This window comes from Mycolicibacterium pallens (assembly GCF_019456675.1).
GTDB lineage: Bacteria > Actinomycetota > Actinomycetes > Mycobacteriales > Mycobacteriaceae > Mycobacterium > Mycobacterium crocinum.
Genome location: NZ_CP080333.1, coordinates 3166149 through 3189501 on the forward strand (window position 1 = coordinate 3166149; position 23353 = coordinate 3189501).

Genomic DNA, 23353 nt, shown 5'->3' on the forward strand with positions numbered 1-23353 from the left:
TCAGCTGGCCGGGTAGAAATCGTTGCCGTTGCCCCAGTCGCCGGAATGCATCGAGCCCGGCTGCCAGCCCTGCGCACCCAGGCACAGCATGGGCAGTCCGTCGGGCGACTGCGCCGCGGCCTGCGAGCCGGGGCACGGCGAGCCGACGGCCTGCACTCCGTAGATCTTGGGTGACAGCACCCAGAAGCCCACGCCCTCGGGCGGGCGGTCCATGCCGATCGGCGACTGGCCGGGAATCCAGCGGCAGAGCAAGGGCTCGCCGCCGGGGCCGCGGCCGAACGCGAACCGGTCCCACTGATAGCACGGTGCGCTCAGGTAGGCCTCGTAGCTCATGCCGGGCGGATCGCCCGGGAACGGGCCGTGGGGTTCATCGGCTGCGGCACCTGGTGCCACAGCCAGCGCCGTGCCGGCAACGGCTGCTGCGATGACGAATTCGCGGAGCATCTATCCACCCTCTAGGTCTCTACCCGAAGGGCCCCTTGCCCCCGGCGCCCTCGGCCTGAGCCTAACTGCTGTTGCGGATGTGTCTGCGGTGAACTGACGAAAGGCGCCCCAGTCGGTCTCGGATGTGACGGTAGGGAAATTTTGCGTTAGCTGACATCTCAGGACGCATCCACGCTTGCTAAGCTGCGCGGCGATTACGTCGTCGGGGGCGGAGATGACGACGGGAGAACTGGTGGGTGTAGCGGGCGGCCGGGCATCGGTTGCTGAAATCGGATTCGGCACGGTGTTGCGGCCTAATATCGAGTCCGGTTGGAACCATCCGCAACAATCGCTCAGTAACTGTCGTTACCGTTTGTGCGTCGGGACCGCCACCGAGATGCTCGAGGAGTTGCGCTGATGGCAGAGGCCCAGTTCCGGGTCACGGTGGGGTCCGATGTGGAGTCACCGCGGGTGGCTGCCGCCGGCGAGATCGATCTTGCCAACGTCGGCCAGTTCCAGGACGTCTTGGCCAAGGCTGCCACCGGATCCACCCCGCTGACCGTCGACCTGTCCGAGGTCAGCTATTGCGACAGCGCGGCCGTGCGAGCCCTGTTCGCCGTCGCAGCCACCACCGAACTCACGATGATCGTGGCGGCCGAGGGGCCGATCAAGGCCCTGCTCGGCATCTCCGGTTTGGACCGGGTGGCCACCGTCATCACCGAGGAGTGAGTCGCACACCATGCCCGTCCCCGAGTTCCATCCGCGCGAGGATTCCCAGAACGAGCTGTTCGACCGGATCCTCGAACGTGTCCATCTCGACCTCCCCGACGCCATCGGGTTGGCGATCACCGTGCATGACCGGCGCCTCGACGAGGAAGAGGCGACGGTGCTGGCCGCGCGCGGTTACGGCGGCGAGATCGTCGAAGCCCAGTTGGCCGGCCTCGGTGGTCCGGTCATCGACGCATTCGTCCATCAGATGCCGGTGTTGAGCCTGGATTTGTGGGCCGACGAACGCTGGCCGGAGCTGAGTCTTCAGGCCATGGAGAGCCGGGTGCCCGAACACAGCGCGGCATGGCGGCAGGTGCTCGGCGCGGTTGCCGTGCCCGGCGTGTGGAAGGCCGACAGCACGGTCGTGTTGTCCTGCGCGCTGCACCGGCCGTCGACGGCGACGACGGTGACCACCCTCATCGGCTACGAGCAGCTGGTCTCGGCGGCGATGGTGTCGGCGGGCGCCGAGGACGCGACCGCGACCGCCGACATGCTGGCCGTTTTGCAGTCACGCGGCGCCATCGAGCAGGCCAAGGGCGCGATCATGGGACGGCTGATGTGCGACGCCGACACCGCGTGGGCGACGTTGCGCCGCGCCAGCCACGAATCCAACGTCAAGCTGCGCTCGCTGGCGGTGGCGCTGGTGGAACACATCAGTGGTGCACCGGCCGAACAGCCCGCGGCGGGCTCGCCCATCGTGCCGAACGATCAGGCGCGGCAGGCCGCAGGCTTGTTGTGGGCGGTGCTAACCCATGAGTCGACGCCGGCTGAACCGGCCGGCTGACCCCTCGTCGATGGTCGTGGTGACGGCGACGATCTGCGGGTCCGGCGGCGCCGACGAGAACCCAAAGCCCACCGCGGGCAGCAATGGGGCCACCCCGGCGAGGTCGCGCCCGCCGAAGGCGCCGCTGACCGAGACGATGCGGCGGGAACGCCGGACGCCGTAGAACTCGCGCCGCCCCTGCCCCGCGCTACCCGCGGTATGGACGCCCGGCACGATCCGCGAGGCGATGGGGTCGATCGCGCTGAGCCACCACGGCGCGACGGCCAGCCGCCGGGGACCAGGCGCAACAGCCGGTCCAGCGGCGCGGGTCCGCCGACGCCGACGGCGACGGTTAGCTCGCCGGCGGTCACGTCGAGCCGGGCGCCGGACATCACGGCGGCTACTGGGCCGACGTCGATGCGGTCGAAGTGATAGGTGTCGGCGACGAACTCCGCGACCTCGGCGCTGGGCGCCAGCAGGACCCGCTCGTCGGCCGCGGTCTGGACCATGACGTCGGTGAACGCACCGAACGGTGACCGCGTCCAGTGTCCGATGACCAGGCGCACACCGGAGCCGGTCCCGAATCCGGCGATGTACCCGCTGAAGACCAACCGCTGTCCGCCCATGGGCTCGAGCGTAGTGATGGGCCTGCGCCGACGATTGATCGCCGAAACGCCGCCGCACCAGCGCGGAAATTGTCGCCCGAGGTGGTTCGCTTAACCCATGTCAGCTCACTTGTTGCCATGGCTCGGGGTCAGCGGGGTTGTCGCGGCCGTCGGCCTGGTGGTCGGGGTCAGCGCCTCCGGCACCCCGGACACCCTGCCCGTCGCGCAGGCGGCGCCCACCACCCTGTCGTCGACGACCGCCACGACGGCGACAACGGCCTCGCCGTCCACCTCGACGTCAACGTCGACCTCTGGCGCACCGGCTTCGTTCCAGGCCGATTCGCGCGGCTACGTCGACACCGGCGCCCGGTGCGACGAGAACCAGACGCTGATGGCCTACGGCCGCACCTCGAAGTCCCTGGTGGTCATCTGCGTGAAAGCCGACGGCGGCCTCGAGTACCGCGGCGTGCGCCTGTCCGACAACGCTCCCCTGCACCTGCCGATCACCCGCAGCTCCGACGGGACGCTGGTCGCCTCGAATGACGGTGTCACGTATGCGGTTTCGCCCACCCAGATCCTGGTCTCCTCGGGCGACGACGTGATCTACAAGGACTCGTGGATCGAGTTCAAGGAGGCCAGCTTCTCCCCGACCAGCACCTCGAGCAGCGCGAGCACGTCGGCGAGCGCGACGACCACGGTGAGCACCACCACGGTCACCGTGACGTCAACGCCGACGACGACGAAGCCCGCGGGCTAGGTGTTGCGGCCGCCGTTCACGCCGAGGATCTGGCCCGTGATGTAGCCGGCTTCCTCGGAGATGAAGAACGCGCAGGCCGCGGCGATGTCCTCGGGCTTGCCCATTCGGCGCACCGGGGTTGCGTCGATCGTGGCCTGGATGTCACCCATGTAGCCGCGCGATTCGGCGTTGCGCAGCATCGGGGTGTCGATGAAGCCCGGCGGCACGGCGTTGACCGTGATACCGGCCGGACCGTATTCCAGCGCAAGGCTTTTCGTCAGACCGTTGACGCCGGACTTGGCCGCGACGTAAGCCGACATGTAGGGCACCCCGGAGTGCGTGCTCGACGAGGAGATGTTGACGATGCGGCCCCAGCCGGCCTCGATCATGTCGGGCAGGACGGCCTGGATGGTGTGGAACACGCCGTGCAGGTTGATGTCGACGATGTTCTGCCATTGCTCGAAGGACAGGTCGAGGAAGCGACGGAAGCTGTCCTTACCCGCGGCGTTCACCAGGATCGTGACCGGCCCCAGCGCCGAGTGGATCTCGGCGAGCGCGGCGTCGATCTGCGCGCGGTCGGTGACATCGGCGACGTAGGAGTGCTCGGCCTCGGACGGATTGAGATCGATGATCGCCACGTTGTAGCCGTCGGCGCGAAGCCGATTGACCACCGCCGCACCGATTCCCGAACCGCCACCGGTGACCAACGCCGTCTTCGAGGTGGACACAATTTCCCCTTTCCGGCGGTCGCACCGCCTGGTGAACGATGATGTGAAGTCAGGACGTTCGTCGGGGCGCACGCATCCCCAGCGCGCGCCGGCCGGCGTCGACGAGCTGACCGTGCAGCCATTCGTCGTCGACCTGGCGCTTCGGATCGGCCGACCCGGCGATGCCGGCGAACACGAACTGCGCCCGCATGAGCCCACCCGGGCCGGGGTGGACGTCGGCAAGCAGCGCCATCTGACGCGAGATCATGTGCGTCCACTCGCGGTTGGCCTTCAGCACAGTGTGCACGCTCGGATCCGCCGCGAGCACCGAGACCAGCATCGGATTCTCGACGGCCAGCCGGGCGTAACCGTTGAGCATCCGCTCGGCGCGAGCATGCACGCCGCGCTGCTTCTCCGCGTCGTCGACCACTGCGGACAGCTTGTCGATGATCGGCTCGAGGATCGCCGTCAACAGCTGTTCGCGAGTCCGAAAGTGGTGGTAGATAGCGGCTTTCGTGAACCCGAGCTCGTCGGCGATCATCTGCAGCGAGGTCCCGGCGAAGCTGTGCCGGATGAACAGTGCGATGGCCGCGTCGATCAGCCGCTGTCGGGTGTCGGGAGTCGAAGCGGCCACAGCGACTGCACTCATCGTCGGCTCCCTTCGAAATCCAGCTTTACGATCGGCTAGTAAACTACCATACGATCGACTAGCATCCTCCTTGCCGATCGTATGGCAGATCGATTCGTGAAGGGACTTCCTCAGTGACTGACGTAGACGCCGTCGACTTCTTTACGGATCGGGGCCTGGTGGCCGATCCGTACCCCTATCTCGAGGCGCTGCAGGCCCGATGCCCGGTCTCGAAGGAACCGCACCACAACGTCTGGATGGTCACCGGCTGGGAGGAGGCCAGCGAGGTGGCCGGCGATGCCGACCGCTTCTCGTCCTGCATCGCGGTGACCGGCCCCTTCCCCGGTTTCCCCGTCCCCGTCGAGGGCCGCGACGACGTCGCCGAACTCATCGCCCAGCACCGCAACGAGCTTCCGTTCTTCGACCAGTTACCGGCGTTGGATCCGCCGGTGCACACCGATCACCGGGCTCTCCTGATGCGGCTGATCACGCCCAAGCGCCTCAAGGAGAACGAGGACGCGATGTGGACGATGGTCGACCGGGCGCTCGACGGCTACCTCGTCGGCACCGGCGGCGAGCTGATTTCGGGCTTCGCGCAACCGTTCACGCTGATGATCATCGCCGACCTGCTCGGCGTTCCCGACGACGACCGCGACGAGTTCGTGCGGGAGATGGCGAGCGGCGCGCACCACGGCGGCGGCATCGGCAGCGTCAAGGGCGAGAGCCTGGCCAAGTCCCCGCTGGAATACCTCTACGACAAGTTCAGCGCCTACATCGAGGACCGTCGCGCCAATCCACGCGGGGACGTGCTGTCCGAGATGGCCGCGGCAACGTTCCCCGATGGTTCGGTTCCCGATCCCGGGGACGTCGCCCGGGTGGCGGCCAACCTCTACTCGGCGGGCCAGGAGACCACCGTTCGACTGCTCAGCGCCGCGCTGCAGATTCTGGGTGACAACCCCGAGTTCCAGGCGCAGCTGCGGGCGGACCGGTCCAAGGTGAGCAACTTCATCGAGGAGGCGCTGCGCTTCGAGAGCCCGGTCAAGGGCGACTTCCGACTCTCGAAGGAGCCGGTCACCCTCGGTGGGGTGGACGTCCCCTCCGGCTCGACGCTGATGGTGGTGCAGGCCGCGGCCAACCGCGACCCGCGTCGCTTCACCGACCCGAACACGTTCGACCCGTCGCGGTCAAATGCCCGGCAGCACATTGCCTTTGGCCGCGGTATCCACACCTGCCCGGGCGCCCCGCTGGCCAGGGCCGAGGCGCGGGTGGCGCTCGAGCGGCTGCTGGATCGCACCACCGACATCCGCATCAGCGAGGAGCACCACGGCCCCGCCGATGCGCGCCGGTACAACTACGTGCCGACCTACATCCTGCGTGGGCTCACCGAATTGCATCTGGAGTTTGATCTCGCATGAAAGCCAGCATTGACGACGGTCGCTGCCGCGGCCACGGCGTCTGCACGACCGTCTGCCCGGACGTCTTCGCGATGACCGACGACGGCTACGCCGAGGCAATCGTCGACGAGGTGCCCGCCGGGCTCGAGGACAGTGCCCGCGAGGCCGCCGACGCCTGCCCGGAGAACGCCGTCATCCTTTCTGACTGAGTCAGTAGTTCACGATCGAGCGCCAATAGTCCTCGGGTATCTCGGTATTCGACCGCATGACCATCGCCAGCCCAGTGGCCATCGCAACCCCGAGCAGGCCGAGCCACAGCCCGAACAGCCCGACGACGATCCAGATCGCCACGGTCAGCGCCGGCCACGGTGACACCAGGGCCAGCAGTGGCGCCAGGAAGAAACCGGCGCCGACGAACCATGCCGAACCGGCCCGGTCGGACCTGAGGACGAAGCCGAGCCAGCGCGGAACCGGATGCGAATCACTGTGCGTCGTCATGGTCTCAACGCTCCCCCGATGAGGTAAGCGATGCAATTACCTCCAAGGTAATGGCACAGCACCCCGCGCCTGGGAGATGCTGACGGGATGGGTGATACAGCGTTCGGCGAACTCTTGCGGGACTGGCGGCGCCGTCGTCGGCTCAGCCAACTCGACCTCGCCCTGGAGGCCGATGTCTCGGCTCGACACGTGAGCTTCGTCGAGAGCGGGCGGTCCACACCGAGCCGTGCGATGGTGCTTCGGCTCGCGGACGCCTTGGCGGTACCAGCGCGCGAGCAGAATCAGCTGCTGCTGGCGGCGGGACTGGCACCGGCCTACGCCGAGCGGGGCTTCGACGATCCGGGGATGGCAGCCGTGCGCGCCGGCGTCGACCGGGTACTCGCCGCCTACGACCCGTATCCGTGCCTGGCGGTGAACCGGAATTGGGATGTGCTGCAGATCAATCCGGGCACCGCCGTCCTGCTGGACGGGGTCGCGGCGCATCTGCTGCAGACGCCGAACGCGCTGCGGATCGCACTCCATCCCGACGGCCTGGCACCTCGGATCCGCAATCTCGCACAGTGGCGCCACCATCTGCTGAGTCGGTTGCGTCGGGAGGCCGGTGCGGGAGGTTCGGCCGAGTTGCTGGCCGAGCTGGAGTCCTACCCCGGCGGCGAGGGCGCGTCAACCGACCTCGGTGGTGTCGCGGTGCCGCTGGAGCTCGACCGACTCGACGGAGTACGGCTGACGTTCATCTCGATGGTGACGACGTTCGGTACCGCGCTGGATCTGACTGCCGCGGAGCTCAGCATCGAGGCGTTCCTGCCCGCCGACGACGCGACTGCCGACGCCCTTGCGCCCACGTCGCAGGCTTAATAGAACACGTTTCAGTTATCAGTTTCCGAAAGCTCTACCGAGGCCTCCACGCGTGGTGTAGGCATGCATTACCGGGCACTAGATGACGTCGTATGGAGGTGCGCTTTTATGCCCAGTCCGAACCTGCCCCCCGGTTTCGACTTCACTGATCCTGATCTGAACAACGAGCGACTGCCCGTCGAGGAGCTCGCCGAGCTGCGCCGGGTCGCGCCGATCTGGTGGAACGAACAGCCGATGGGTGTCGGCGGTTTCGACGACGAGGGCTACTGGGTCGTCAGCAAGCACAAGGACGTGAAGGAGATCTCCCGGCGCAGCGATGTGTTCTCCAGCCTGGAGAACACCGCACTGCCGCGTTATCCGGACAACGCGGCGGTGTCGCACAAGGACACCGGCCAGTTCATCCTGCTGAACATGGACGCGCCGCGGCATACCCACCTACGCCAGATCGTTTCCCGCGCGTTCACACCGCGAGCGGTCGAAACGTTGCGCGAGAACCTGCGAGACCGAGCCCAGGCGATCGCCAAGGCCGCCGCCGAGAAGGGGTCGGGCGACTTCGTCGAAGAGGTCTCGTGCGAACTGCCCCTGCAGGCGATCGCCGACCTGATGGGCGTGCCGCAGGACGAACGCAAGAAGCTGTTCGACTGGTCCAATCAGATGGTCGGCGAAGCGGATCCGGAGTTCCACCGCAACGACCCGCAGGGGGCCGCGGGTGAGCTGATCATGTACGGGATGCAGATGGCGGCCGACCGGACGGCCAACCCCGGCGACGATCTGGTGACCAAGCTGGTGCAGGCCGACGTCGACGGGCACAAGCTTTCCGACGACGAGTTTGGCTTCTTCGTCATCCTGCTTGCGGTGGCGGGCAACGAGACCACCCGCAACTCGATCACCCACGGTATGACGGCGTTCGCCGATTTCCCGGACCAGTGGGAGCTGTACAAAGCGCAGCGTCCGGTGACCGCGGTCGACGAGATCGTGCGGTGGGCCACGCCGGTGACCTCCTTCCAGCGGACCGCTCTGGAAGACGTCGAGCTCTCCGGTGTGCAGATCAAGAAGGGGCAGCGGGTGGTGATGTCCTACCGCTCGGCCAACTTCGACGAAGAGGTGTTCGACGATCCGTTCACCTTCAACATCCTTCGCGACCCGAATCCCCATGTCGGCTTCGGGGGCACCGGCGCGCACTACTGCCTCGGCGCCAACCTGGCGAGGATGACCATCGATCTGATGTTCAATGCGATCGCCGATCACATGCCGGATCTGACCCCGCTGTCCAAGCCGGAGCGGTTGCGGTCCGGCTGGCTCAACGGCATCAAGCACTGGCAGGTCGACTACACCGGAGCCAGCGCGGGCAAGTAGCTTGCGGGACAGCCAGATACAGTCGAGGCGTGACGGAAACTGCCTGGACACTGACCGCGGCCGAAGGTGAGCTGCAGATCCTCACCGGTGTCGGAGGGCCGGCCGCCAAGATGGGGCATCGCCTGACGATCGCCTTTGCCTCGTGGCAGGCCGAGGTCCAGTGGCGGGGGGATGAACCGGCGACGGCCCGGCTGGTGGTCGATGTCGACTCGCTGCAGGTCCTCAAGGGCGAGGGTGGGGTCACGCCGTTGACCGGACCGGAGAAGGGCGTGGTCCGCTCGAACGCGCTGAAGTCGCTGGACGCCAAGAAGTTTCCGACGATCACCTTCGTCGCCGAGGACATCAGCGCGATCCCGACGGGTTATCGCCTCGATGGCACCGTCGAGATTCACGGCACGTCGCGGCCGCACTCGGTGGATCTCGCGGTTGAGGACGCGGGTGATACCTGGGTGATGACGACGTCGACCGCGGTGGTGCAGAGCCAGTTCGGGGTCAAGCCGTACTCACTGTTCATGGGGACGCTGAAGGTGGACGACGAGGTCACGCTGCGATTCACGGCGCGCCACGCGAAATAGCCGTCGCCGAGATCGACGTTGTGCGGCGTTCTTCTCGCACTTCTGCTGCGATGCATTTCTCCTATGTCAAGCGGCGGCCTGGTGGTTGGTTGGATGCCGTGATTTTTGGTCGGCGTGGAGTCGGTTGAACACAGTGCGACTCAGACGTCGTTTAAGGCACCGCAGCGCTTCTGCTGAGGAGTCACCGCCAGCCAGTCGTTTTCGGTAATAGGCCTGTCCAGCGCTTGAGGTCATGCCGACTTGGGTAATGGCGATGCGGTGGAGGGCGGCGTTGAGTTGGCGGTTGCCGGTCCGGTTGAGACGCATCCGGCCAGCGGTGTTGCCCGACCAGGCGGGAATGGGTGCGGTGCCGTTGTGGCGGGCGAAGGCAGCTTCGCTGGTGAAGCGGGTGATGCCAGCGGATTCGCCGACCAGTTTGGCTGCGGTGAGTTCACCACAGCCTGGTAGTGCCAACAAGGTCGGAGATACTGCTTGCACGGCGGTCCCGATCCGTTGGGTCAGTGCGTTGATCGTGGCGGTGAGGCGAACGATGTCGGCCAGCTCGTCTGCAGCCAGCTCGGCAAGAAGCCCGTCGAGGGTGGCCAGCCAGTCCGCCAACGCCTTCTGGGTCTTGGCGCGATCCAGGGAACGCTTCTTCGGGCTGTGGGCGGGGTCGAGTTCATGAACGCGACCCAGGAACCGGTTGACGATCGAGGTGCGTTGCACCACAAGGTCTTCGCGGCGATCAACCAACAGTTTCAACTCCCGTGAAACCGCGTCGTGGGCAGCCACCGGCAGATCGGGTTCACGCAGCACCGCACGCGCCACCGCCAAAGCATCGATGGGATCCGACTTGCCGCGAGCGCGTCCGCCGGCACGCTGCAGCGCCATCAACTTCGGTGCTACCCGCACCACTTTCTGTCCGGCCGAGAGCAGATCACGTTCCAGACGTGCGGACAGATTGCGGCAGTCTTCGATGCCCCAGATCACCTCGCCACTGAAGTTCTCCCGACCCCACTGCACCGCAGCGGTATGTCCGGGCGTCGTTGCTGGAACCGTCTTACTGCCGAGTTCACGCCCGACGTCATCGACGGCGACGAAAGTGTGGGTGCGCTTGTGTACATCGGCTCCAATGACCACCATGGACAGTGCCTTCTTTCATCAAGAGGTGGATGAGTGAAGGTTGGGCCGGCCGGCTGGACACATCTCAGTGGGGGCGGTGCCACGCTCCTATCAAGTCACGCCGGTCGGTCCTTCCCACCTGATGCCGGCAAAACGATTCAACGCACACCCCTCCAGGACGGCAGTCGGTTTGTGAGCACACACACCAGGTGAGAAGAACCCAACCACCGCAACAGCGGCATCACAAAGATGACACTGAGTCGGTTTGGGCGGGGAGCACTGGTCTGACCACTTGACCTCTGGCCGAGGCCGGGGCATGCTGGGGCCATGGCACTGCAGCCGATCAATCGGCGTTCCGTTCCCGAGGACGTCTTCGAGCAGATCCTCGCCGATGTCCTCAGCGGGGAGATGCAGCCCGGGGAGCCGCTGCCCAGTGAGCGCAGGCTCGCCGAGGTGCTCGGCGTTTCCCGGCCCGCTGTGCGCGAGGCGCTCAAGCGGGTCGCGGCCGCGGGTCTGGTCGAGGTCCGCCAGGGTGATGCCACCACGGTCCGCGACTTCCGGCGGCACGCCGGACTGGACCTGCTCCCCCAATTGCTTTTGCGCAATGGGCAACTCGACGTATCGGTGGCCCGCAGCATTCTCGAAGCCCGCCTGCACAACGGTCCCAAGGTGGCCGAACTGGCCGCGCAACGACGGCCCGCCGGCCTGGCCGATGTGCTCGAATCATCGATCGCGGCGCTGGAGTCCGCCGAGGACCCCCTCGAGCAGCAGCGGCATGCGCTGGCGTTCTGGGATCACGTCGTCGACGGCGCCGACTCCATCGCATTTCGGTTGATGTTCAACACCTTACGAGCCGCCTACGAACCCGCGCTGCCCGCGCTGGCCACACTGATGGCCGCCGAGGTCGGGCAGACGCAGGCTTATCGCCGCGTGGCTCGCGCCATCGCGGCCGGCGAGCCGGACGAGGCGGCAACGGCCGCCCGTGCACTGTTGGAACCCGCCACCGCCGCGTTGGTCGCGGCCCTGACCGCGCTGGAGGATCAACAATGAGCGCATCGACCAATACCCGCCGCGGCCTGACGCTAGCCGACGCCGGCCGGGAATTCTGGCGGCATCCCACCCCGTGGCTGTTCGTCGCGGCGCTGACCGGGGCCGTGATCGCCCGGATTGCCGTCGGTGACTGGCAGCTCACCGATGCGGTGGTGCCGTTCGCGGTCGCCGCGGCATTTCCGTTCCTGGAGTGGACGATTCACGTCTTCATCCTGCACTGGCGGCCGCGCCGGGTCGGCAGGATCACCGTAGACCCGCTGCTGGCCCGCAAGCACCGCGAGCATCACATCGCACCGCGTGACGTGGACCTGGTGTTCATCCCGCTGCAGTCCGCGATCGGCGCGGTGGCCTCGGCGGTGGCGATCGCGCTGCTGTTGTTCCCCCGCACCGGCATGGGGCTGACATTCCTCGTCGTAATGCTGACCTTCGGGCTGCTCTACGAGTGGTGCCACTACCTGGTACACACCGACTACAAGCCGAAAACCGCTGTGTACCGGGTGATCTGGCGTGATCACCGGCTGCACCACTTCAAGAACGAGCACTACTGGTTCGGGGTGACCACCCCGGGCACCGCCGACCGGGTGTTGCGCACCTACCCCGATCCCGCCACGGTGCCCGCCTCACCGACCGCCAAGAACCTCCACGCGATCGACGCGGAAAGCCCTGCCGCAGTTAAGCGTTGATGACGATCGGGTCCCCGATGTGAACCTGGTTGAAATACCACGAGGCGTTGTCCGGGCTCAGGTTGATGCAGCCGTGGCTGACATTGGCGTAGCCCTGCGAACCGACCGACCACGGCGCGGAGTGCACGTACACCCCGCCCCAGGTGACCCGGACGGCGTCGTTCACAGTGAGCTTGTAACCCTCCGGATCGCTGAGCGGGATACCGATCGTGCGCGAATCCATCACCACGGTGGACTGCTTCTCCAGCGCGGTGAAACTGCCCACCGGAGTTGGGTGCCTGGGCTTGCCCATCGACGCGGGCATCTGGCGGGCCACCTGCCCGTCGATGCTGACGGTGAACGTGTGCGCCGAGATGTCGGCGACGCCGAGCACGATCGAGCCGGTGCCGAAGGTGCGCGGGATGCCCCCGGCCATCATCGTGATCTCGGAGTGCGCCGGCCAGTACTGGTCGGGCACGAACTGAACGGTCTTGTCGTCGCGCCACTCGAAGCGGCCGGCCACATTGGCGGGCGTCGTCACCGTGATCGACTGCTGCGCCGCCCAGCGATCGGTGATCGGCTTGGTGAACGTCACGGTGATCGGCATGGCAACCCCCACCACCTGCCCGTTCGTGGGCGAGACGGAGGCGACAGTGGCCCCGTCGATGGAAGGGGCGACCGCCGCCGTGCTGGTCTGCACGGAAGCCGCCAGTGAAAGCACCGCGATTCCCGCGGCGGCGATTGCTCGTCGAACTGCTTTGGCCATGGCTCGGTGTCCTCACGTGGGCGAACAGCAAAGTGACAGTCTAGATGTTCCGCATCGCCGCACCGGCCAAACCTGCGGTGACATGCCGTAACTGCGCCCGACGGGCGGGGCGAATGGGTGCGATGGCCGATCCTCAGCGAAAACCGGGCGTCAGCCGCCGTGCAGACGTTCCCAGATCCGCTGCCGTAGCGTCTGCTTGGGCTCGTTCACCGGGGGCACGGTGGCGACGGGTGCCGGTGGCGGCGGCGCCGCGGCCATCGGCGGCAGGCCCGCCGGCTCGGCGTTCAGATCGGCGGGCGGCGCTTCGGTCGGCGGTGCGGGCACGTTCATCGTCATCGCGACGACGGGGGCGCTGTCGAAGGTTGGCTCGGGCGCCTGGGTTTGGGACGGCTCGGCCGCACTCGAGAGCGCGTCCGGTGCGGGTGCCGGCGCCTCCGGGGCCGTGACCGGCCGCAGCGGTGGCGTCTCGGCGGTGTTGACGACGTCGCGGTGTTGGGGGCGGGCGCCGTGGTCGGGCAGCAGCTCGAGGCCGACCGCCACCGATGCGGACACCACGAAGGCCACCACACCACCCGCCAGCAGTGCGGTCGCACCGCGCAGCGCGGTCGAGTCCTGCCGGCGCGCCGGCGGCGGGACCGGGAGGTCGAACAGTGGGTCGTCGGCGACCCCGATGCCGTTCACCGAGGCCAGCGCGGCGCCCCGGGCCAGGGCCAGCTCGGCCTCGGCGGGAGCGAACACCGGGATCCCCAGGATCTGTTCGAGGCGGCGGGCGATCGACTCCAACCCCTCGCCCGAACCGAGGAGCACCAGGCCGTCGGGCTCCCACTCGCTGGCGCCCAGCATGTCGGAGAGCCAGTGGATCAGGTCCTGGTCGGTTTCCAGGGCGTAGGTGACGGCGGTCTGCACCGCGCCCTCGTGGGCGTCGACGATCAGCGCGACGATGGCCTCAGGCTCGACGACGCACACCGCGGTGACGTCGGATCCGATGACCTGCCCGATGCCGCGTGCGAACGCCTCGGTGGCCTCGGGCAGGCGGATGGGGATCACGTTGTCGAAGCCACAGTCGGCGAGCGAGTCGAGTAGCAGCGACGCCTCGACCGAGGCGTCATCACTCCACGTCACACCGATGGACTGCAGGCGCTGGCCGTCCGCGATGGCCTGTGTGCGCGACAGCGCCTCGGCGACGAACTCCGACGTCGTCACGGGGCTGAACCCGCCGCGGCGTACCTCGAACGCGTCATGGCCCTTCGTGGCGCCTTCGACGCCGTCGCCTTCGACCAGGACGAGGCCGACGGTGGTCGGGGTCATCGACAGCCCTAGGACGGTCTCCAACTTCAAGCACTCCTCTTCGGTGCACGCCTCACCGGGCTCACACAGCACGCGACAGGCACCAGGGGGCCTGACGCGATACTTCGCTGGGAGCGCCGGAAGCGAACCGGGACAGCGTGGTCGTCTTCGATCTCCGTGGAGCCTACCCGCGCCCGGCGTATACCGGCGAATGAGCACGGTTCGGTGCCGCTACGGCGACGATGCGATAACGGGCGGCGGCGAGAATCGACGAGGAGTGCGGAGCCGGTCAGGCCGAGTGTTGCGGAAGCGCTGCGACCATCGGGGTGTCCACCCCGACCGGGCCCAGCTCGCAGGCACCGCCCGGATTGCCGATCGGGGCGTCGCGCCCGGGCAGCACCTCGGTGAAGAAGGCGGCGTTGTCGGCGAGGAAGCGCTTCTCCTCGTCGGGCAGATCGGACTCGAAGTAGATGGCGTCAACCTCGCAGAGGATCCGGCACGCGCCGCATTCCACACACTCGGCGGGGTTGATGTACATCGTCCGGTCACCCTCGTAGATGCAGTCGACCGGGCATTCCTGCATGCAGGCCTTGTGCTTGACATCGACACACGCACTGCTGATCACGTAGGTCATAGATGCGATTCTATGTGTAACCCGTCGTAGCAGATACGGGTAGAAGGCCCGAGATTTCAGGGACCAATGTCCCCGATCGCCGGGACTTTCCCAGCTCAGCGCGGTAGCGCGGCGGTGACGTCCACCCAGCCGGTGGTGTCTCTGCGGTGGTCGGTGACATTGCGACATTCGCCGTAGATCTGCATCGTCGCCCGGTTGCTCCGGTCGTCGTTGCGGAAATAGATGACGGTGACGCCGTCGCGGGTGAACGTGCGCCCACCGGGATGCCGGTTGGGCGGCAGCCCTTCAGTCCAGCCGCGCGCGGTCATCGCCGTCGCGATCGCATCGAAGTACTTCGGGGTCGCCAAGACGTCGGGTACGTCGAAGTTGAGGTAGATCGCGCCCTGATACGGCGGCTCGTCGGCGTTCGTGCACGACATGAGCAGATAGCTTGCGCTCACGCTCTTGAGTTTGCCGGCTACGACGACCTCCCCCGCAGGCCCGAGCACCTGCGCTCTGGACTGTTCGTCGCTCAGCGGCTGCGCCACCGGATCGACCGCCGCGCCACGCAAGTCCCGAAAGTGGTGCAGCGCAAGGAAACTCGACCCCAGAATCAAGCTGACCGACAGCGCGGCCGCGATGAGCAGCACTGCAGGCCGGGAACGCAGGACGGTCGCGGCGGGCATGACATCAACATAGTGACACCCAGCTAGGGACTAATGGCCCTATGAGGTGCGGGCCTTCTACCCGCGACGAGGGCCCGGTCCGACCCATAACGTCAAACGTGACATCGTGATGCGGCGTACGCCGGGGGATACGTCTCGGTGTTCGGCCCCTCACCCAGGAGGGTGAAGCCGAGGGCTGACGAGTGTCAGCCCTTGGCCAGGGTGAACTGGCAGATATCGGTATAGCCGTCGCGGAACAACTCCGCGCAGCCGGTCAGATACTTCATGTAACGGTCGTAGACCTCGCGCGACTGCAGGGCGACGGCCTCTTCCTCGTTCTCCTGCAACGCGGCGGCCCAGATCTCGAGGGTGCGGGCGTAGTGCAGTCGCAGCGGGTGGACCCGGTTGACGGAGAACCCCGCACGAGTGGCGTGGTCGATAACTGTCGACGGTTGGGGAAGCTGTCCGCCGGGGAAAATCTCGTCCATGATGAATTTGAAGAACTTCAGGTGCCGCATGGTGATCGGCAGATCGCGCGCATTGAAATCGTCGTCGCTCGGCTTGACGATGGTGTGCAGCAACATCACCCCGTCGGCGGGCAACGCGTTGTAGGCCATTTCGAAAAACGCGTTGTAGCGGTCGTAGCCGAAGTGCTCGAAGGCCCCGATCGAGACGATCCGGTCGACCTTCTCGTCGAACTGCTCCCAACCCTCCAGCAGAACCCGCTTGGACCGAGGGCTCTCCGAATCGTCGAAGAGGTGCTGGACGTGCAACGCCTGATTCTTGCTCAGGGTCAGGCCGATGACATTCACGTCATACTTTTCGAGCGCGCGCATCATCGTCGCGCCCCACCCGCAACCGACGTCGAGCAACGTCATGCCCGGCTCGAGTCCCAGCTTTCCCAGCGACAAATCGATCTTCGCGATCTGCGCCTCTTCCAGCGTCAGATCGTCGCGCTCGAAGTAGGCACAGCTGTAGGTCTGAGTCCGGTCCAAGAACAGTCGGTAGAAGTCGTCGGACAGGTCGTAATGGTGCTGCACATCGTCGAAGTGCGGCTCCATCTGCGGTGATTTCGCGGGTGTATTCAAGAGATCGATTCCTGTTCTGGCGTCTGCACTCCGGTCCACCCCCGCGAGACCGATCACACTCCCCTGGTGACGTATCCCGGGTAGCCTACGCGACTGCGCTCAAACTCCCCACTTGAGCAAACCTGGCAGGACGCTGAAAGGCGGTTGTCATGACGGTTTGCCGGACTCGCCGTCGTTGCCGAATTTCGGCTGTCCTTCCTCGTCAAGCCAGTCGTTGACGGCGGTGCCGGTGACGGTGTTGTCGGATCCGGGCAACACCGCGGTGGGCCGGTCCTCATAAGCCGTCATCATTTCTTTAGCTTTGGCCTTCGCGCTGTCGTCCGGCACCGGCTTCTCGCTCGCCGCCTGCTGATCACCGTGGTCTTCGGAGCGTTCCGGAGTGCTCACTTTTTCCGTTCCTTCGCGTCGGGTGGTCGGGACGTGATGCTGGGAACGGACTGCCCGTTAATGTGACGCACCAAACAGTGGCGCCGTGCTCAGCAACGCCACGAGCGGCCAAAAGGCCACCCGAATGTTATGTCGGCGGCTTTTCGGGCAAAGTTGAGTCATGGACGCAACGCCATCTCGTCATGGGCGCCGGCTGCTGAGCACGCTGGCCGCCCTCTTGTTGGTGCCCGGTCTGCTCTCCGGACCGGCGCATGCCGCGCCGCCACACCTCACGCCGGCACCCCTGGCGCCCCTGGATCAGTCCGCCGTGATGGGACAGGTCACCCCGGGTCTGGTCGACATCAATACGACCCTCAACTATCAGAGCGCCGTGGGCGCGGGGACCGGCATCGTCCTGGATCCCAACGGCGAGGTGCTGACCAACAACCACGTCATCGAAGGCGCCACCAGCATCACCGCGACCAGCCTGGCCAACGGGCGCACCTACCCCGTCGATGTTATCGGCTTCGACCGCGCCAATGACATCGCCCTGGTGCGGTTGCGCGGCGCCGGCGGTCTGCCCGTCGCGTCGGTGGGCACCTCGTCGGGCCTGGCCGTCGGCGACCCGATCGCGGCGATCGGCAATGCGGGCGGGGCCGGCGGTGCGCCGAGCTTCTCGCCGGGCACTATCACGCAGCTGGGTGCGTCGGTGCGCGCATCCGATGAATCGGGCGGCGGCTCACGGGAACTCACCGATCTAATCCGAGTGGCGGCCGACGTGCGGCCGGGCGACTCGGGTGGCCCCCTGGTGAACTCCACCGGTCAGGTCGTCGGCGTCACCGTCGCGGCGACGCTGACCTACCGGATGGGCAATGTCCGCGGCGGCGAGGGCTTCGCGATCCCGATCGACCGCGCGATGGGTGTGGCGGGGGCGATCCGCTCCGGCGGCGGCCCTGGCGTACACATCGGGGACACCGCCTTCATCGGCGTCGGCATCGCCGATCCCGCCCCCGGTGGACCATCGGGAGCCGTTGTGCGCCAAGTTCTTCCGGATACCGCCGCGCGTGGCGCCGGCCTGGCGCCCGGTGACGTCATCACCTCGGCGGACGGCGTGCAGATCAACACGGCCACCGACCTGTCCAACTTCATGGATGCCCACCATCCCGGTGACACGATCACGTTGAACTGGGTTGACCGCGAAGGCAACCCGCGCAGCGCACCCATTGTTCTCGGCTCGGGGCCGGTCGGCTGATCTCAGGCGCGCAGTTCGGCGCGCAGTTGCATGAACCGGAACAGCCCCGGACGGCCCGCCACCGGCTGGTAGGCGGCGACCATGTCGTCGATGAAGGCAGCGCGCTCGGTTTCGGGCAGGCGGTCAGTCCAGGCCGTGCAACCCACAGCGGACCACGCCGTGAATTGCTCGACGCTGCCGAAGTCCCATTCGCGGTCGCGCACCGTCATCACCTCGACCCGTAATCCACAGCTCTGCGCCAGCTCGCGCAACGCTCCCGGATCGGGATGGAGGAAAGGCGCAGGGAATTCGGCGAAGTAGTGCGCCCAGCGTTCACCTGCGGCCACCGCCATGGCGGTGGATTCGATGCTGGGTCGTGTTCCGCCGCAGACCATTTGGATCAGCGCCCGCCCCTGCGGGCGCAGCACCGCGGCGATGCCGGTCAACGCTTCACCCAGTTGCACCACCCAGTGCAGCGCATTGAACGACACGACCATGTCGAAGCTTCTGCCGAACGGCAACCGCCGCGCGTCGGCGCACGCGAACACCGGTCCGGCCGGCGCCGATGCGCCGGAATGTCCGGCGGTCGCGACCATCCGCGGTGAGGCGTCCACGCCGACGATGAAGCCATGCGGTAGACGGGCGGCGATCTCATGGGTGAGGAAGCCGTCGCCGCAGCCGATGTCGAGCACCCACTCGCCGCCGTCGACGACGAGTTCGGCCAGCGTCTCGGCGGCGACCGAGCGCTGCAGGCTGCTGACCCGGCTGTAGTCCCGGCCGCTCCAGTCCGCCACCGACACAGTTAACGTCAATGCCGGTATCGGCGGCAATAGTCGTCAAGGATGGTCGTATGACCCATGCCCTGGCGCGCGGCGCCGCAGCGATGATGACGATGATGGCGGTCGCGACGGCCGCACCGGCACTGGCCGATTCGCCCGAACCGTTGTACGACCTCGTCGACGCCTCGGCGCAGCGCCTGCAGACCGCCGACGCGGTGGCCGCCAACAAGTGGATCACCGGCGGACCGATCACCGACCCCGCCCGTGTCAAGGTGGTCCTCGACGCGGTGTCGAGGGATGCCGAATCACGCGGCGTGGCAACCGATTACGTCACCACGATCTTCACCAACCAGATCAACGCCACCGAGGCCATCGAGTACGCAAGGTTCGCCGGGTGGAAGTTCGACCCGGCCGGCGCACCCACCACAGCGCCCGACCTGGCGTCCTCCCGGGCGGTCATCGACGGGCTCAACCGCGAGATGGTCGAGCAGCTCGCCGCGCAGGGGCCGCTGCTGCATTCACCGGGATGCGGTGCCGCACTGGACGCGACCAAGAGCACCGTCGCCGCGCAGCGGCAGTTCGACGATCTCTACCGCAGGGCGCTGGATGCCGCCACCCGGTCGTACTGCAGCTCCTAACCCGCCGGGTGCGGATTGCCGAGATACGGGAACACGTCCAGGGTGTCGGTGTGCGGGGCCAGACCGCTGGGCGGGCAGTCGCCCTTGGTCAGGAATGCCAGCCGGTAGTCGATGACGTCGTCTTTGAAGGTTCGCCCGTTCGGGTACTTGGCCGGCTTCGACGGATTGAAGGTCAGCATGTCCGGCAGGGTGCCCTCGGTGTCGATCGCCTCGATGGCCTCGTCGTCGGTGTAGCCGCCGGTGTGTCCCATCAGATGGATGAACTGTCCGATCCAGCGCTCGCGGTCGTGGATCGGCTCGCTGGCGTTGTATTCCTCTTTGGTGTCGTCGGTGTTGAAGAAGCTACTCACCGACGGGTGACCGGCCCGGTCGACGTGCAGCAGCTCGCCGTCGCGGTTGAGGCTGCAGCGCCCCCAGATCCGGATGTCGGGATCGGCGCCCAGTTCGGCGGTCGGCAGCTCGATGGCGATCGAGAACACGTTGGCCGTGAGGTTGGAGTCCACCCCGGTCCACGGTGACTCACCGCCGAGATGCGGCGCGGTGAAGTTACGGCCGCCGGTGATGTCGAACAGATTCTTGATGCCGTCGAAGTCGAAGAAGAACGCGTCGCTGCGCGCACCGGCGGCGAAGGTGTAACCGTCCGACTGCACGACGTTTGCGGTGGGCCCGAAGGACACCTCGACGGCCTCGAAGATCTTCTCGCCCAAGGGAAGCGGCGATTCGGCCTCGTCGCCGACGGCCTTGAAGACGTCCACGGTCTGGCGGCCGTCCGCAGGCTCGGAGAACACGAAGCTGAAGGCGATGTCGTTGCGCAGGTCTCCATTGCTGTCCACCGCGAGCCGATAGATCGCCTCGGGATGCAGCGCGTCGGCGTTCGGGTTGGCGTTTAAGATGAGCACCGTGCGGCTTGCATCGGCCGGGGACTGAAATGCATAGAGGTCACACAGATCCAGTCGCTGATCGCCCAGTGGTGGACCGAGGCTGAGGCCGGTGAAATGGTTCGACATCAGCGGTACTTTGCCGGATCAGTTCTGCCGGGGCAACAGCTCGTCGATGAAACGTTCGATGAACTCGTCCGCCGGTGTGTCGCCGACCGGCCGGATGACGAACTTGCTCAGCCCCGCGGCGATCAGCCCGTCGAGCTGCCGGTGTAGTTGGGACCAGTCCCCGGCGATCAAGTCGGCCGGATCCACATCGGAGCGCCGGGACCGTACGGCAGCGGCGATCTCGCCGGGCAGGTGACCGTCGGCGACGGCCAGGCTGAGCCCGTAATGGTCGGGTTCGATAGCGCGGCCCGCCTCGGCGGCGGCCCGTTCGATGCTCTCCCGCGCGACGCGTGCCTCGTCCGGTGTGAGGAAGCTTCCCAGCCAGCCGTCGGCGAGCCGCCCGATCCGGCGGAATGCCGCAGGGGCGGAACCGCCGAGCCAGATGTCGACCGGGCCCGGCGGGCGGATGCCGAGCGAGACACCGGCCAGCTGGAAGTACCGCCCGTCGAACGTGATCTCATCGCCAGTCAGTAAGGCGCGCAACACTTCCAGCGCTTCGTTGAACACCGCGGCGCGCTGGCCGTCGGGAACCGGGAACAAGTCCCACTCCGCTTTCGACGCCGGGCGCAGACCGAACGCGGGCAATACCCGCTTGGGGCCCAGGACGGCCAGCGACGCCAGCTGCTTGGCGACCAGGACCGGGTTGCGGCCGGGCAGCACTGCCACCGAGGTGCCGACTTTGAGCCGGCTGGTTCGTCCGAGCGAATACGCCATCCCGGCGAACGGATCCACGGCAGGGGTGTAGACCAATTCCGAGAACCAGATCGAGTCGACCCCCGCCGACTCCAGGCGATCGACGATGCGCGGCAGTTCCTGGACTTCGGTACCGAAACCCAGACTGACCCCGAACCGAATCTTCACTGCATCCACCTGGCCACGGTAGCCCGGTGGGACAGGCGACACAGGGGCGGATGTGCCGGGTTTCTGCGGTCGCGCAGCTTAGCCTATGGGTGTGACGGGTGTTACGGATGTGACTTCGAGGCGCAGGATCGTGACGTGCCCGAGGTAACCCGCCGCCAATTCGTGATCGGGTTGTTCGCCTCCGCCGGACTCGTCGGGGCATCCAGCGCAATCGCGATGTCGCAGGCCCCCGCACCGCTGGCCGCCAAGGCTCCCCCGCCGCCGATCGGCGCGGCGCCGCTGCTACCTCCGCCGCCGACGACGGCGCGGATCCCGTTACCGGGCGGCGGTGAGCTGACCAAGATTCCCGGCAATGGCGACCTGTTGGCACTCACCGTCGACGACGGGGTGAACTCCGAAGTGGTGCGGCTCTATACGCAACTGGCCAAGGACACCGGAATCCGGCTCACGTTCTTCGTCAACGGGGTCTACGACTCGTGGCGGGACAATGCGGCCCTGCTGCGACCACTGGTGGATTCCGGTCAGATCCAACTGGGCAACCACACCTGGTCGCATCCCGACCTGACCACACTGACCAAGGAACAGGTCGCCGACCAGTTGCAGCGCAACGACCGCTTCCTGCGCAACACCTTCGGCGCCGACGCCACACCGTATTTCCGCCCGCCGTACGGCAACCACAACGACACCGTCGACGCCGTGGCCGCCGACTTGGGTTATCGGGTGCCGACGCTATGGGCGGGCTCGCTGGCCGACTCCACGCCGGTGGCCGAAGACTTCATCGTGAAGATGGCCGATCAGTACTTCATTCAGCAGAACATCGTCATCGGTCACCTCAACCACCCGCCGGTCACGCACGTCTTCCCCGCCCTGGTCGACGTCATCCGGTCGCGCAACCTGCGCACCGTCACCCTCAACGACGTGTTCCTGCAGCCGGAGATCCCGCACGTCACCTCCGCTTAGCCGCCCGACTTTCGATGCGCCGCAACGCAATCGCGCAGACCACGGTGTAGGGCGCGGCCCACCACGGCACCTCGAACCAGGCCTGGCAGCCGCCCGGCGCCGGCTCGACGCCATGGGCGGTGGCCGATATGCCGCCGACCGACCACGCCCACCGTCGTCCCGCGTCGAACTCGGTGACGATGAACGGCACGCTGACGACTCCGGGTGTGGCCCACACCCGGCCGGTCGAGCCCGCCGCGAGTTGCCTGCTGCCGTCATCGAGTTCGGCACGACTGATCGTCGGCCCCCATCGCGGCCAGTCGTCCAGATCGGTCAGCACGTTCCAGACCGACTCCGCCGATACCGCCATCCGCCGATGCACCGTGACCATGGGCAGCTGAATTCCCAAGCATGCGCCGAGGTATGCACCTGCTACGCCGCGGCTGCTTAGGATCACCGTCATGGAAGGCTCCGTCACTGTGCACATGGCCGCACCGGCCGACAAGATCTGGAACGTCATCTCCGACATCACCAGGACCGGCGAGTTCTCGCCCGAGGTGTTCGAGTCGGAGTGGCTCGGAGGCGCCACCGGGCCGGCACTGGGTGCGAAGTTCCGCGGCCACGTGCGCCGCAACGAGATCGGCCCGGTCTACTGGACCACCTGCCGCGTCACCGCATGCGAGCCCGGACGCGAATTCGGCTTCGCCGTGCTGGCCGGTGACAAGGCGCTCAACAACTGGCACTACCGGCTCGAGCCGAGCGGCGACGGCACCGACGTGACCGAATCCTTTTGGATGCCGAAATCCGCGCTCATGCGGGTGTTCAAGGTTTTCGGCGGATTCCTGCGTGAGCGACGCAACGAACGCGACATGCGCACCACGCTGGAACGGATCAAGAAGGTCGTCGAGAACGACTGAAACGTGGCCACGGCCGCCGGTCTGTTTGATACAACC

General features: G+C 66.8%; 31 protein-coding genes. 15 read left to right on the forward strand and 16 right to left on the reverse strand.

Going from position 1 to position 23353, the window contains the following annotated elements:
• A complete protein-coding gene (locus K0O64_RS15565) occupies window positions 1–444 on the reverse strand; it encodes a hypothetical protein (protein WP_071944472.1) in 444 nt (147 codons plus the stop codon).
• Between the two features lie 214 nt (window positions 445–658).
• Between K0O64_RS15565 and K0O64_RS15570 the strand changes: the two genes are divergently transcribed.
• From K0O64_RS15570 to K0O64_RS15580, 3 genes are read left to right on the forward strand one after another with little or no spacing between them, the layout of a single operon-like run.
• The gene (locus K0O64_RS15570; RefSeq protein ID WP_217353529.1) at window positions 659–841 is read left to right on the forward strand and encodes a hypothetical protein; all 183 of its coding nucleotides are present in this window, start codon (window positions 659–661) and stop codon (window positions 839–841) included.
• A complete protein-coding gene (locus K0O64_RS15575) occupies window positions 841–1152 on the forward strand; it encodes an STAS domain-containing protein (protein WP_071944471.1) in 312 nt (103 codons plus the stop codon). Before K0O64_RS15570 ends, K0O64_RS15575 begins: the two co-directional genes overlap by 1 nt.
• Before the next feature lie 10 nt (window positions 1153–1162).
• Window positions 1163–1975: an ANTAR domain-containing protein gene (locus K0O64_RS15580; protein WP_096311517.1), complete on the forward strand. Its 813-nt coding sequence runs from the start codon at window positions 1163–1165 to the stop codon at window positions 1973–1975.
• On the opposite strand, the gene K0O64_RS29910 is transcribed toward K0O64_RS15580, so the two are convergent.
• Window positions 1937–2188, reverse strand: coding sequence for a hypothetical protein (locus tag K0O64_RS29910; protein ID WP_225933461.1), 252 nt, complete (start codon window positions 2186–2188; stop codon window positions 1937–1939). The two genes, K0O64_RS15580 and K0O64_RS29910, sit on opposite strands and share 39 nt — an antisense overlap.
• Window positions 2189–2677: 489 nt before the next feature.
• Here K0O64_RS29910 and K0O64_RS15590 point away from each other — a divergent pair, with 489 nt between their 5' ends.
• A complete protein-coding gene (locus K0O64_RS15590) occupies window positions 2678–3316 on the forward strand; it encodes a hypothetical protein (RefSeq protein WP_096311518.1) in 639 nt (212 codons plus the stop codon).
• Here the strand turns inward: K0O64_RS15590 and K0O64_RS15595 are convergent.
• Both K0O64_RS15595 and K0O64_RS15600 read right to left on the reverse strand, forming a co-directional pair.
• Window positions 3313–4023, reverse strand: coding sequence for an SDR family NAD(P)-dependent oxidoreductase (locus K0O64_RS15595; protein ID WP_071944462.1), 711 nt, complete (start codon window positions 4021–4023; stop codon window positions 3313–3315). The genes K0O64_RS15590 and K0O64_RS15595 overlap by 4 nt on opposite strands.
• A gap of 49 nt (window positions 4024–4072) precedes the next feature.
• Window positions 4073–4651, reverse strand: coding sequence for a TetR/AcrR family transcriptional regulator (locus K0O64_RS15600; RefSeq protein WP_071944456.1), 579 nt, complete (start codon window positions 4649–4651; stop codon window positions 4073–4075).
• A gap of 113 nt (window positions 4652–4764) precedes the next feature.
• Here K0O64_RS15600 and K0O64_RS15605 point away from each other — a divergent pair, with 113 nt between their 5' ends.
• Entirely contained in the window at window positions 4765–6045 is a 1281-nt protein-coding gene (locus K0O64_RS15605) for a cytochrome P450 (protein WP_071944454.1), read from the forward strand.
• Window positions 6042–6233, forward strand: a complete 192-nt coding sequence (locus K0O64_RS15610; RefSeq protein WP_096311519.1) for a ferredoxin — start codon at window positions 6042–6044, stop codon at window positions 6231–6233. Before K0O64_RS15605 ends, K0O64_RS15610 begins: the two co-directional genes overlap by 4 nt.
• 1 nt (window position 6234) lies before the next feature.
• Here K0O64_RS15610 and K0O64_RS15615 read toward each other — a convergent pair whose 3' ends face one another.
• Entirely contained in the window at window positions 6235–6522 is a 288-nt protein-coding gene (locus tag K0O64_RS15615; protein WP_071944449.1) for a hypothetical protein, read from the reverse strand.
• Between the two features lie 87 nt (window positions 6523–6609).
• On the opposite strand from K0O64_RS15615, the gene K0O64_RS15620 reads away from it, so the two are divergent.
• From K0O64_RS15620 to K0O64_RS15630, 3 genes are all read left to right on the forward strand, one after another.
• Window positions 6610–7377, forward strand: a complete 768-nt coding sequence (locus K0O64_RS15620; protein ID WP_096311520.1) for an MmyB family transcriptional regulator — start codon at window positions 6610–6612, stop codon at window positions 7375–7377.
• Window positions 7378–7485: 108 nt separating this feature from the next.
• Window positions 7486–8733, forward strand: a complete 1248-nt coding sequence (locus K0O64_RS15625) for a cytochrome P450 (RefSeq protein ID WP_096311521.1) — start codon at window positions 7486–7488, stop codon at window positions 8731–8733.
• A 29-nt stretch (window positions 8734–8762) separates the two neighbouring features.
• The gene (locus K0O64_RS15630; RefSeq protein WP_096311522.1) at window positions 8763–9308 is read left to right on the forward strand and encodes a YceI family protein; all 546 of its coding nucleotides are present in this window, start codon (window positions 8763–8765) and stop codon (window positions 9306–9308) included.
• A gap of 66 nt (window positions 9309–9374) precedes the next feature.
• Here the strand turns inward: K0O64_RS15630 and K0O64_RS15635 are convergent, their stop codons facing one another.
• Window positions 9375–10430 carry an IS110 family RNA-guided transposase gene (locus tag K0O64_RS15635; protein ID WP_071945967.1) on the reverse strand — a complete coding sequence of 352 codons (1056 nt, stop codon included), beginning with the start codon at window positions 10428–10430 and terminating at the stop codon, window positions 9375–9377.
• 306 nt (window positions 10431–10736) lie between these two features.
• Between K0O64_RS15635 and K0O64_RS15640 the strand changes: the two genes are divergently transcribed.
• Both K0O64_RS15640 and K0O64_RS15645 read left to right on the forward strand, forming a co-directional pair.
• A complete protein-coding gene (locus tag K0O64_RS15640; RefSeq protein ID WP_071944442.1) occupies window positions 10737–11459 on the forward strand; it encodes a FadR/GntR family transcriptional regulator in 723 nt (240 codons plus the stop codon).
• Window positions 11456–12142 (forward strand): sterol desaturase family protein, encoded by a 687-nt coding sequence (locus K0O64_RS15645; protein ID WP_096311523.1) that lies wholly within the window; start codon window positions 11456–11458, stop codon window positions 12140–12142. The genes K0O64_RS15640 and K0O64_RS15645 overlap by 4 nt, the downstream gene beginning before the upstream one ends.
• Here K0O64_RS15645 and K0O64_RS15650 read toward each other — a convergent pair.
• The 6 genes from K0O64_RS15650 to K0O64_RS15675 form a co-directional block, all read right to left on the reverse strand.
• Window positions 12132–12887 (reverse strand): L,D-transpeptidase, encoded by a 756-nt coding sequence (locus K0O64_RS15650; RefSeq protein WP_096311524.1) that lies wholly within the window; start codon window positions 12885–12887, stop codon window positions 12132–12134. The genes K0O64_RS15645 and K0O64_RS15650 overlap by 11 nt on opposite strands.
• Window positions 12888–13037: 150 nt before the next feature.
• Window positions 13038–14393, reverse strand: a complete 1356-nt coding sequence (locus tag K0O64_RS15655; protein ID WP_434085464.1) for a DUF7159 family protein — start codon at window positions 14391–14393, stop codon at window positions 13038–13040.
• Between the two features lie 70 nt (window positions 14394–14463).
• Window positions 14464–14808: a ferredoxin gene (gene fdxA / locus K0O64_RS15660; protein ID WP_071944438.1), complete on the reverse strand. Its 345-nt coding sequence runs from the start codon at window positions 14806–14808 to the stop codon at window positions 14464–14466.
• Window positions 14809–14903: 95 nt separating this feature from the next.
• On the reverse strand, window positions 14904–15473 hold the full coding sequence (locus tag K0O64_RS15665; RefSeq protein ID WP_083542609.1) for a lipoprotein LppJ family protein: 570 nt from the start codon (window positions 15471–15473) through the stop codon (window positions 14904–14906).
• A 185-nt stretch (window positions 15474–15658) separates the two neighbouring features.
• Window positions 15659–16513, reverse strand: a complete 855-nt coding sequence (locus K0O64_RS15670; protein ID WP_071944435.1) for a cyclopropane mycolic acid synthase family methyltransferase — start codon at window positions 16511–16513, stop codon at window positions 15659–15661.
• Between the two features lie 174 nt (window positions 16514–16687).
• Window positions 16688–16927: a hypothetical protein gene (locus K0O64_RS15675; protein ID WP_071944433.1), complete on the reverse strand. Its 240-nt coding sequence runs from the start codon at window positions 16925–16927 to the stop codon at window positions 16688–16690.
• A gap of 160 nt (window positions 16928–17087) precedes the next feature.
• On the opposite strand from K0O64_RS15675, the gene K0O64_RS15680 reads away from it, so the two are divergent.
• Entirely contained in the window at window positions 17088–18158 is a 1071-nt protein-coding gene (locus tag K0O64_RS15680) for a S1C family serine protease (protein WP_071944429.1), read from the forward strand.
• 2 nt (window positions 18159–18160) lie between these two features.
• On the opposite strand, the gene K0O64_RS15685 is transcribed toward K0O64_RS15680, so the two are convergent.
• Complete coding sequence (locus K0O64_RS15685) at window positions 18161–18931, reverse strand: class I SAM-dependent methyltransferase (protein ID WP_071949804.1); 771 nt, start codon at window positions 18929–18931, stop codon at window positions 18161–18163.
• A 56-nt stretch (window positions 18932–18987) separates the two neighbouring features.
• Between K0O64_RS15685 and K0O64_RS15690 the strand changes: the two genes are divergently transcribed.
• Complete coding sequence (locus K0O64_RS15690) at window positions 18988–19554, forward strand: chorismate mutase (RefSeq protein WP_071944425.1); 567 nt, start codon at window positions 18988–18990, stop codon at window positions 19552–19554.
• Here the strand turns inward: K0O64_RS15690 and K0O64_RS15695 are convergent.
• Both K0O64_RS15695 and K0O64_RS15700 read right to left on the reverse strand, forming a co-directional pair.
• The gene (locus K0O64_RS15695; protein ID WP_071944423.1) at window positions 19551–20561 is read right to left on the reverse strand and encodes a DUF4331 family protein; all 1011 of its coding nucleotides are present in this window, start codon (window positions 20559–20561) and stop codon (window positions 19551–19553) included. The two genes, K0O64_RS15690 and K0O64_RS15695, sit on opposite strands and share 4 nt — an antisense overlap.
• Before the next feature lie 18 nt (window positions 20562–20579).
• Window positions 20580–21461: a TIGR03854 family LLM class F420-dependent oxidoreductase gene (locus tag K0O64_RS15700; protein WP_071944421.1), complete on the reverse strand. Its 882-nt coding sequence runs from the start codon at window positions 21459–21461 to the stop codon at window positions 20580–20582.
• Between the two features lie 135 nt (window positions 21462–21596).
• Here K0O64_RS15700 and K0O64_RS15705 point away from each other — a divergent pair, with 135 nt between their 5' ends.
• Window positions 21597–22421 (forward strand): polysaccharide deacetylase family protein, encoded by an 825-nt coding sequence (locus K0O64_RS15705; RefSeq protein ID WP_071944418.1) that lies wholly within the window; start codon window positions 21597–21599, stop codon window positions 22419–22421.
• On the opposite strand, the gene K0O64_RS15710 is transcribed toward K0O64_RS15705, so the two are convergent.
• Window positions 22408–22863 (reverse strand): SRPBCC family protein, encoded by a 456-nt coding sequence (locus tag K0O64_RS15710; RefSeq protein WP_321189710.1) that lies wholly within the window; start codon window positions 22861–22863, stop codon window positions 22408–22410. The two genes, K0O64_RS15705 and K0O64_RS15710, sit on opposite strands and share 14 nt — an antisense overlap.
• On the opposite strand from K0O64_RS15710, the gene K0O64_RS15715 reads away from it, so the two are divergent.
• The gene (locus K0O64_RS15715; RefSeq protein ID WP_071944414.1) at window positions 22862–23317 is read left to right on the forward strand and encodes an SRPBCC family protein; all 456 of its coding nucleotides are present in this window, start codon (window positions 22862–22864) and stop codon (window positions 23315–23317) included. The two genes, K0O64_RS15710 and K0O64_RS15715, sit on opposite strands and share 2 nt — an antisense overlap.
• The last annotated feature ends 36 nt before the right edge of the window (window positions 23318–23353 follow it).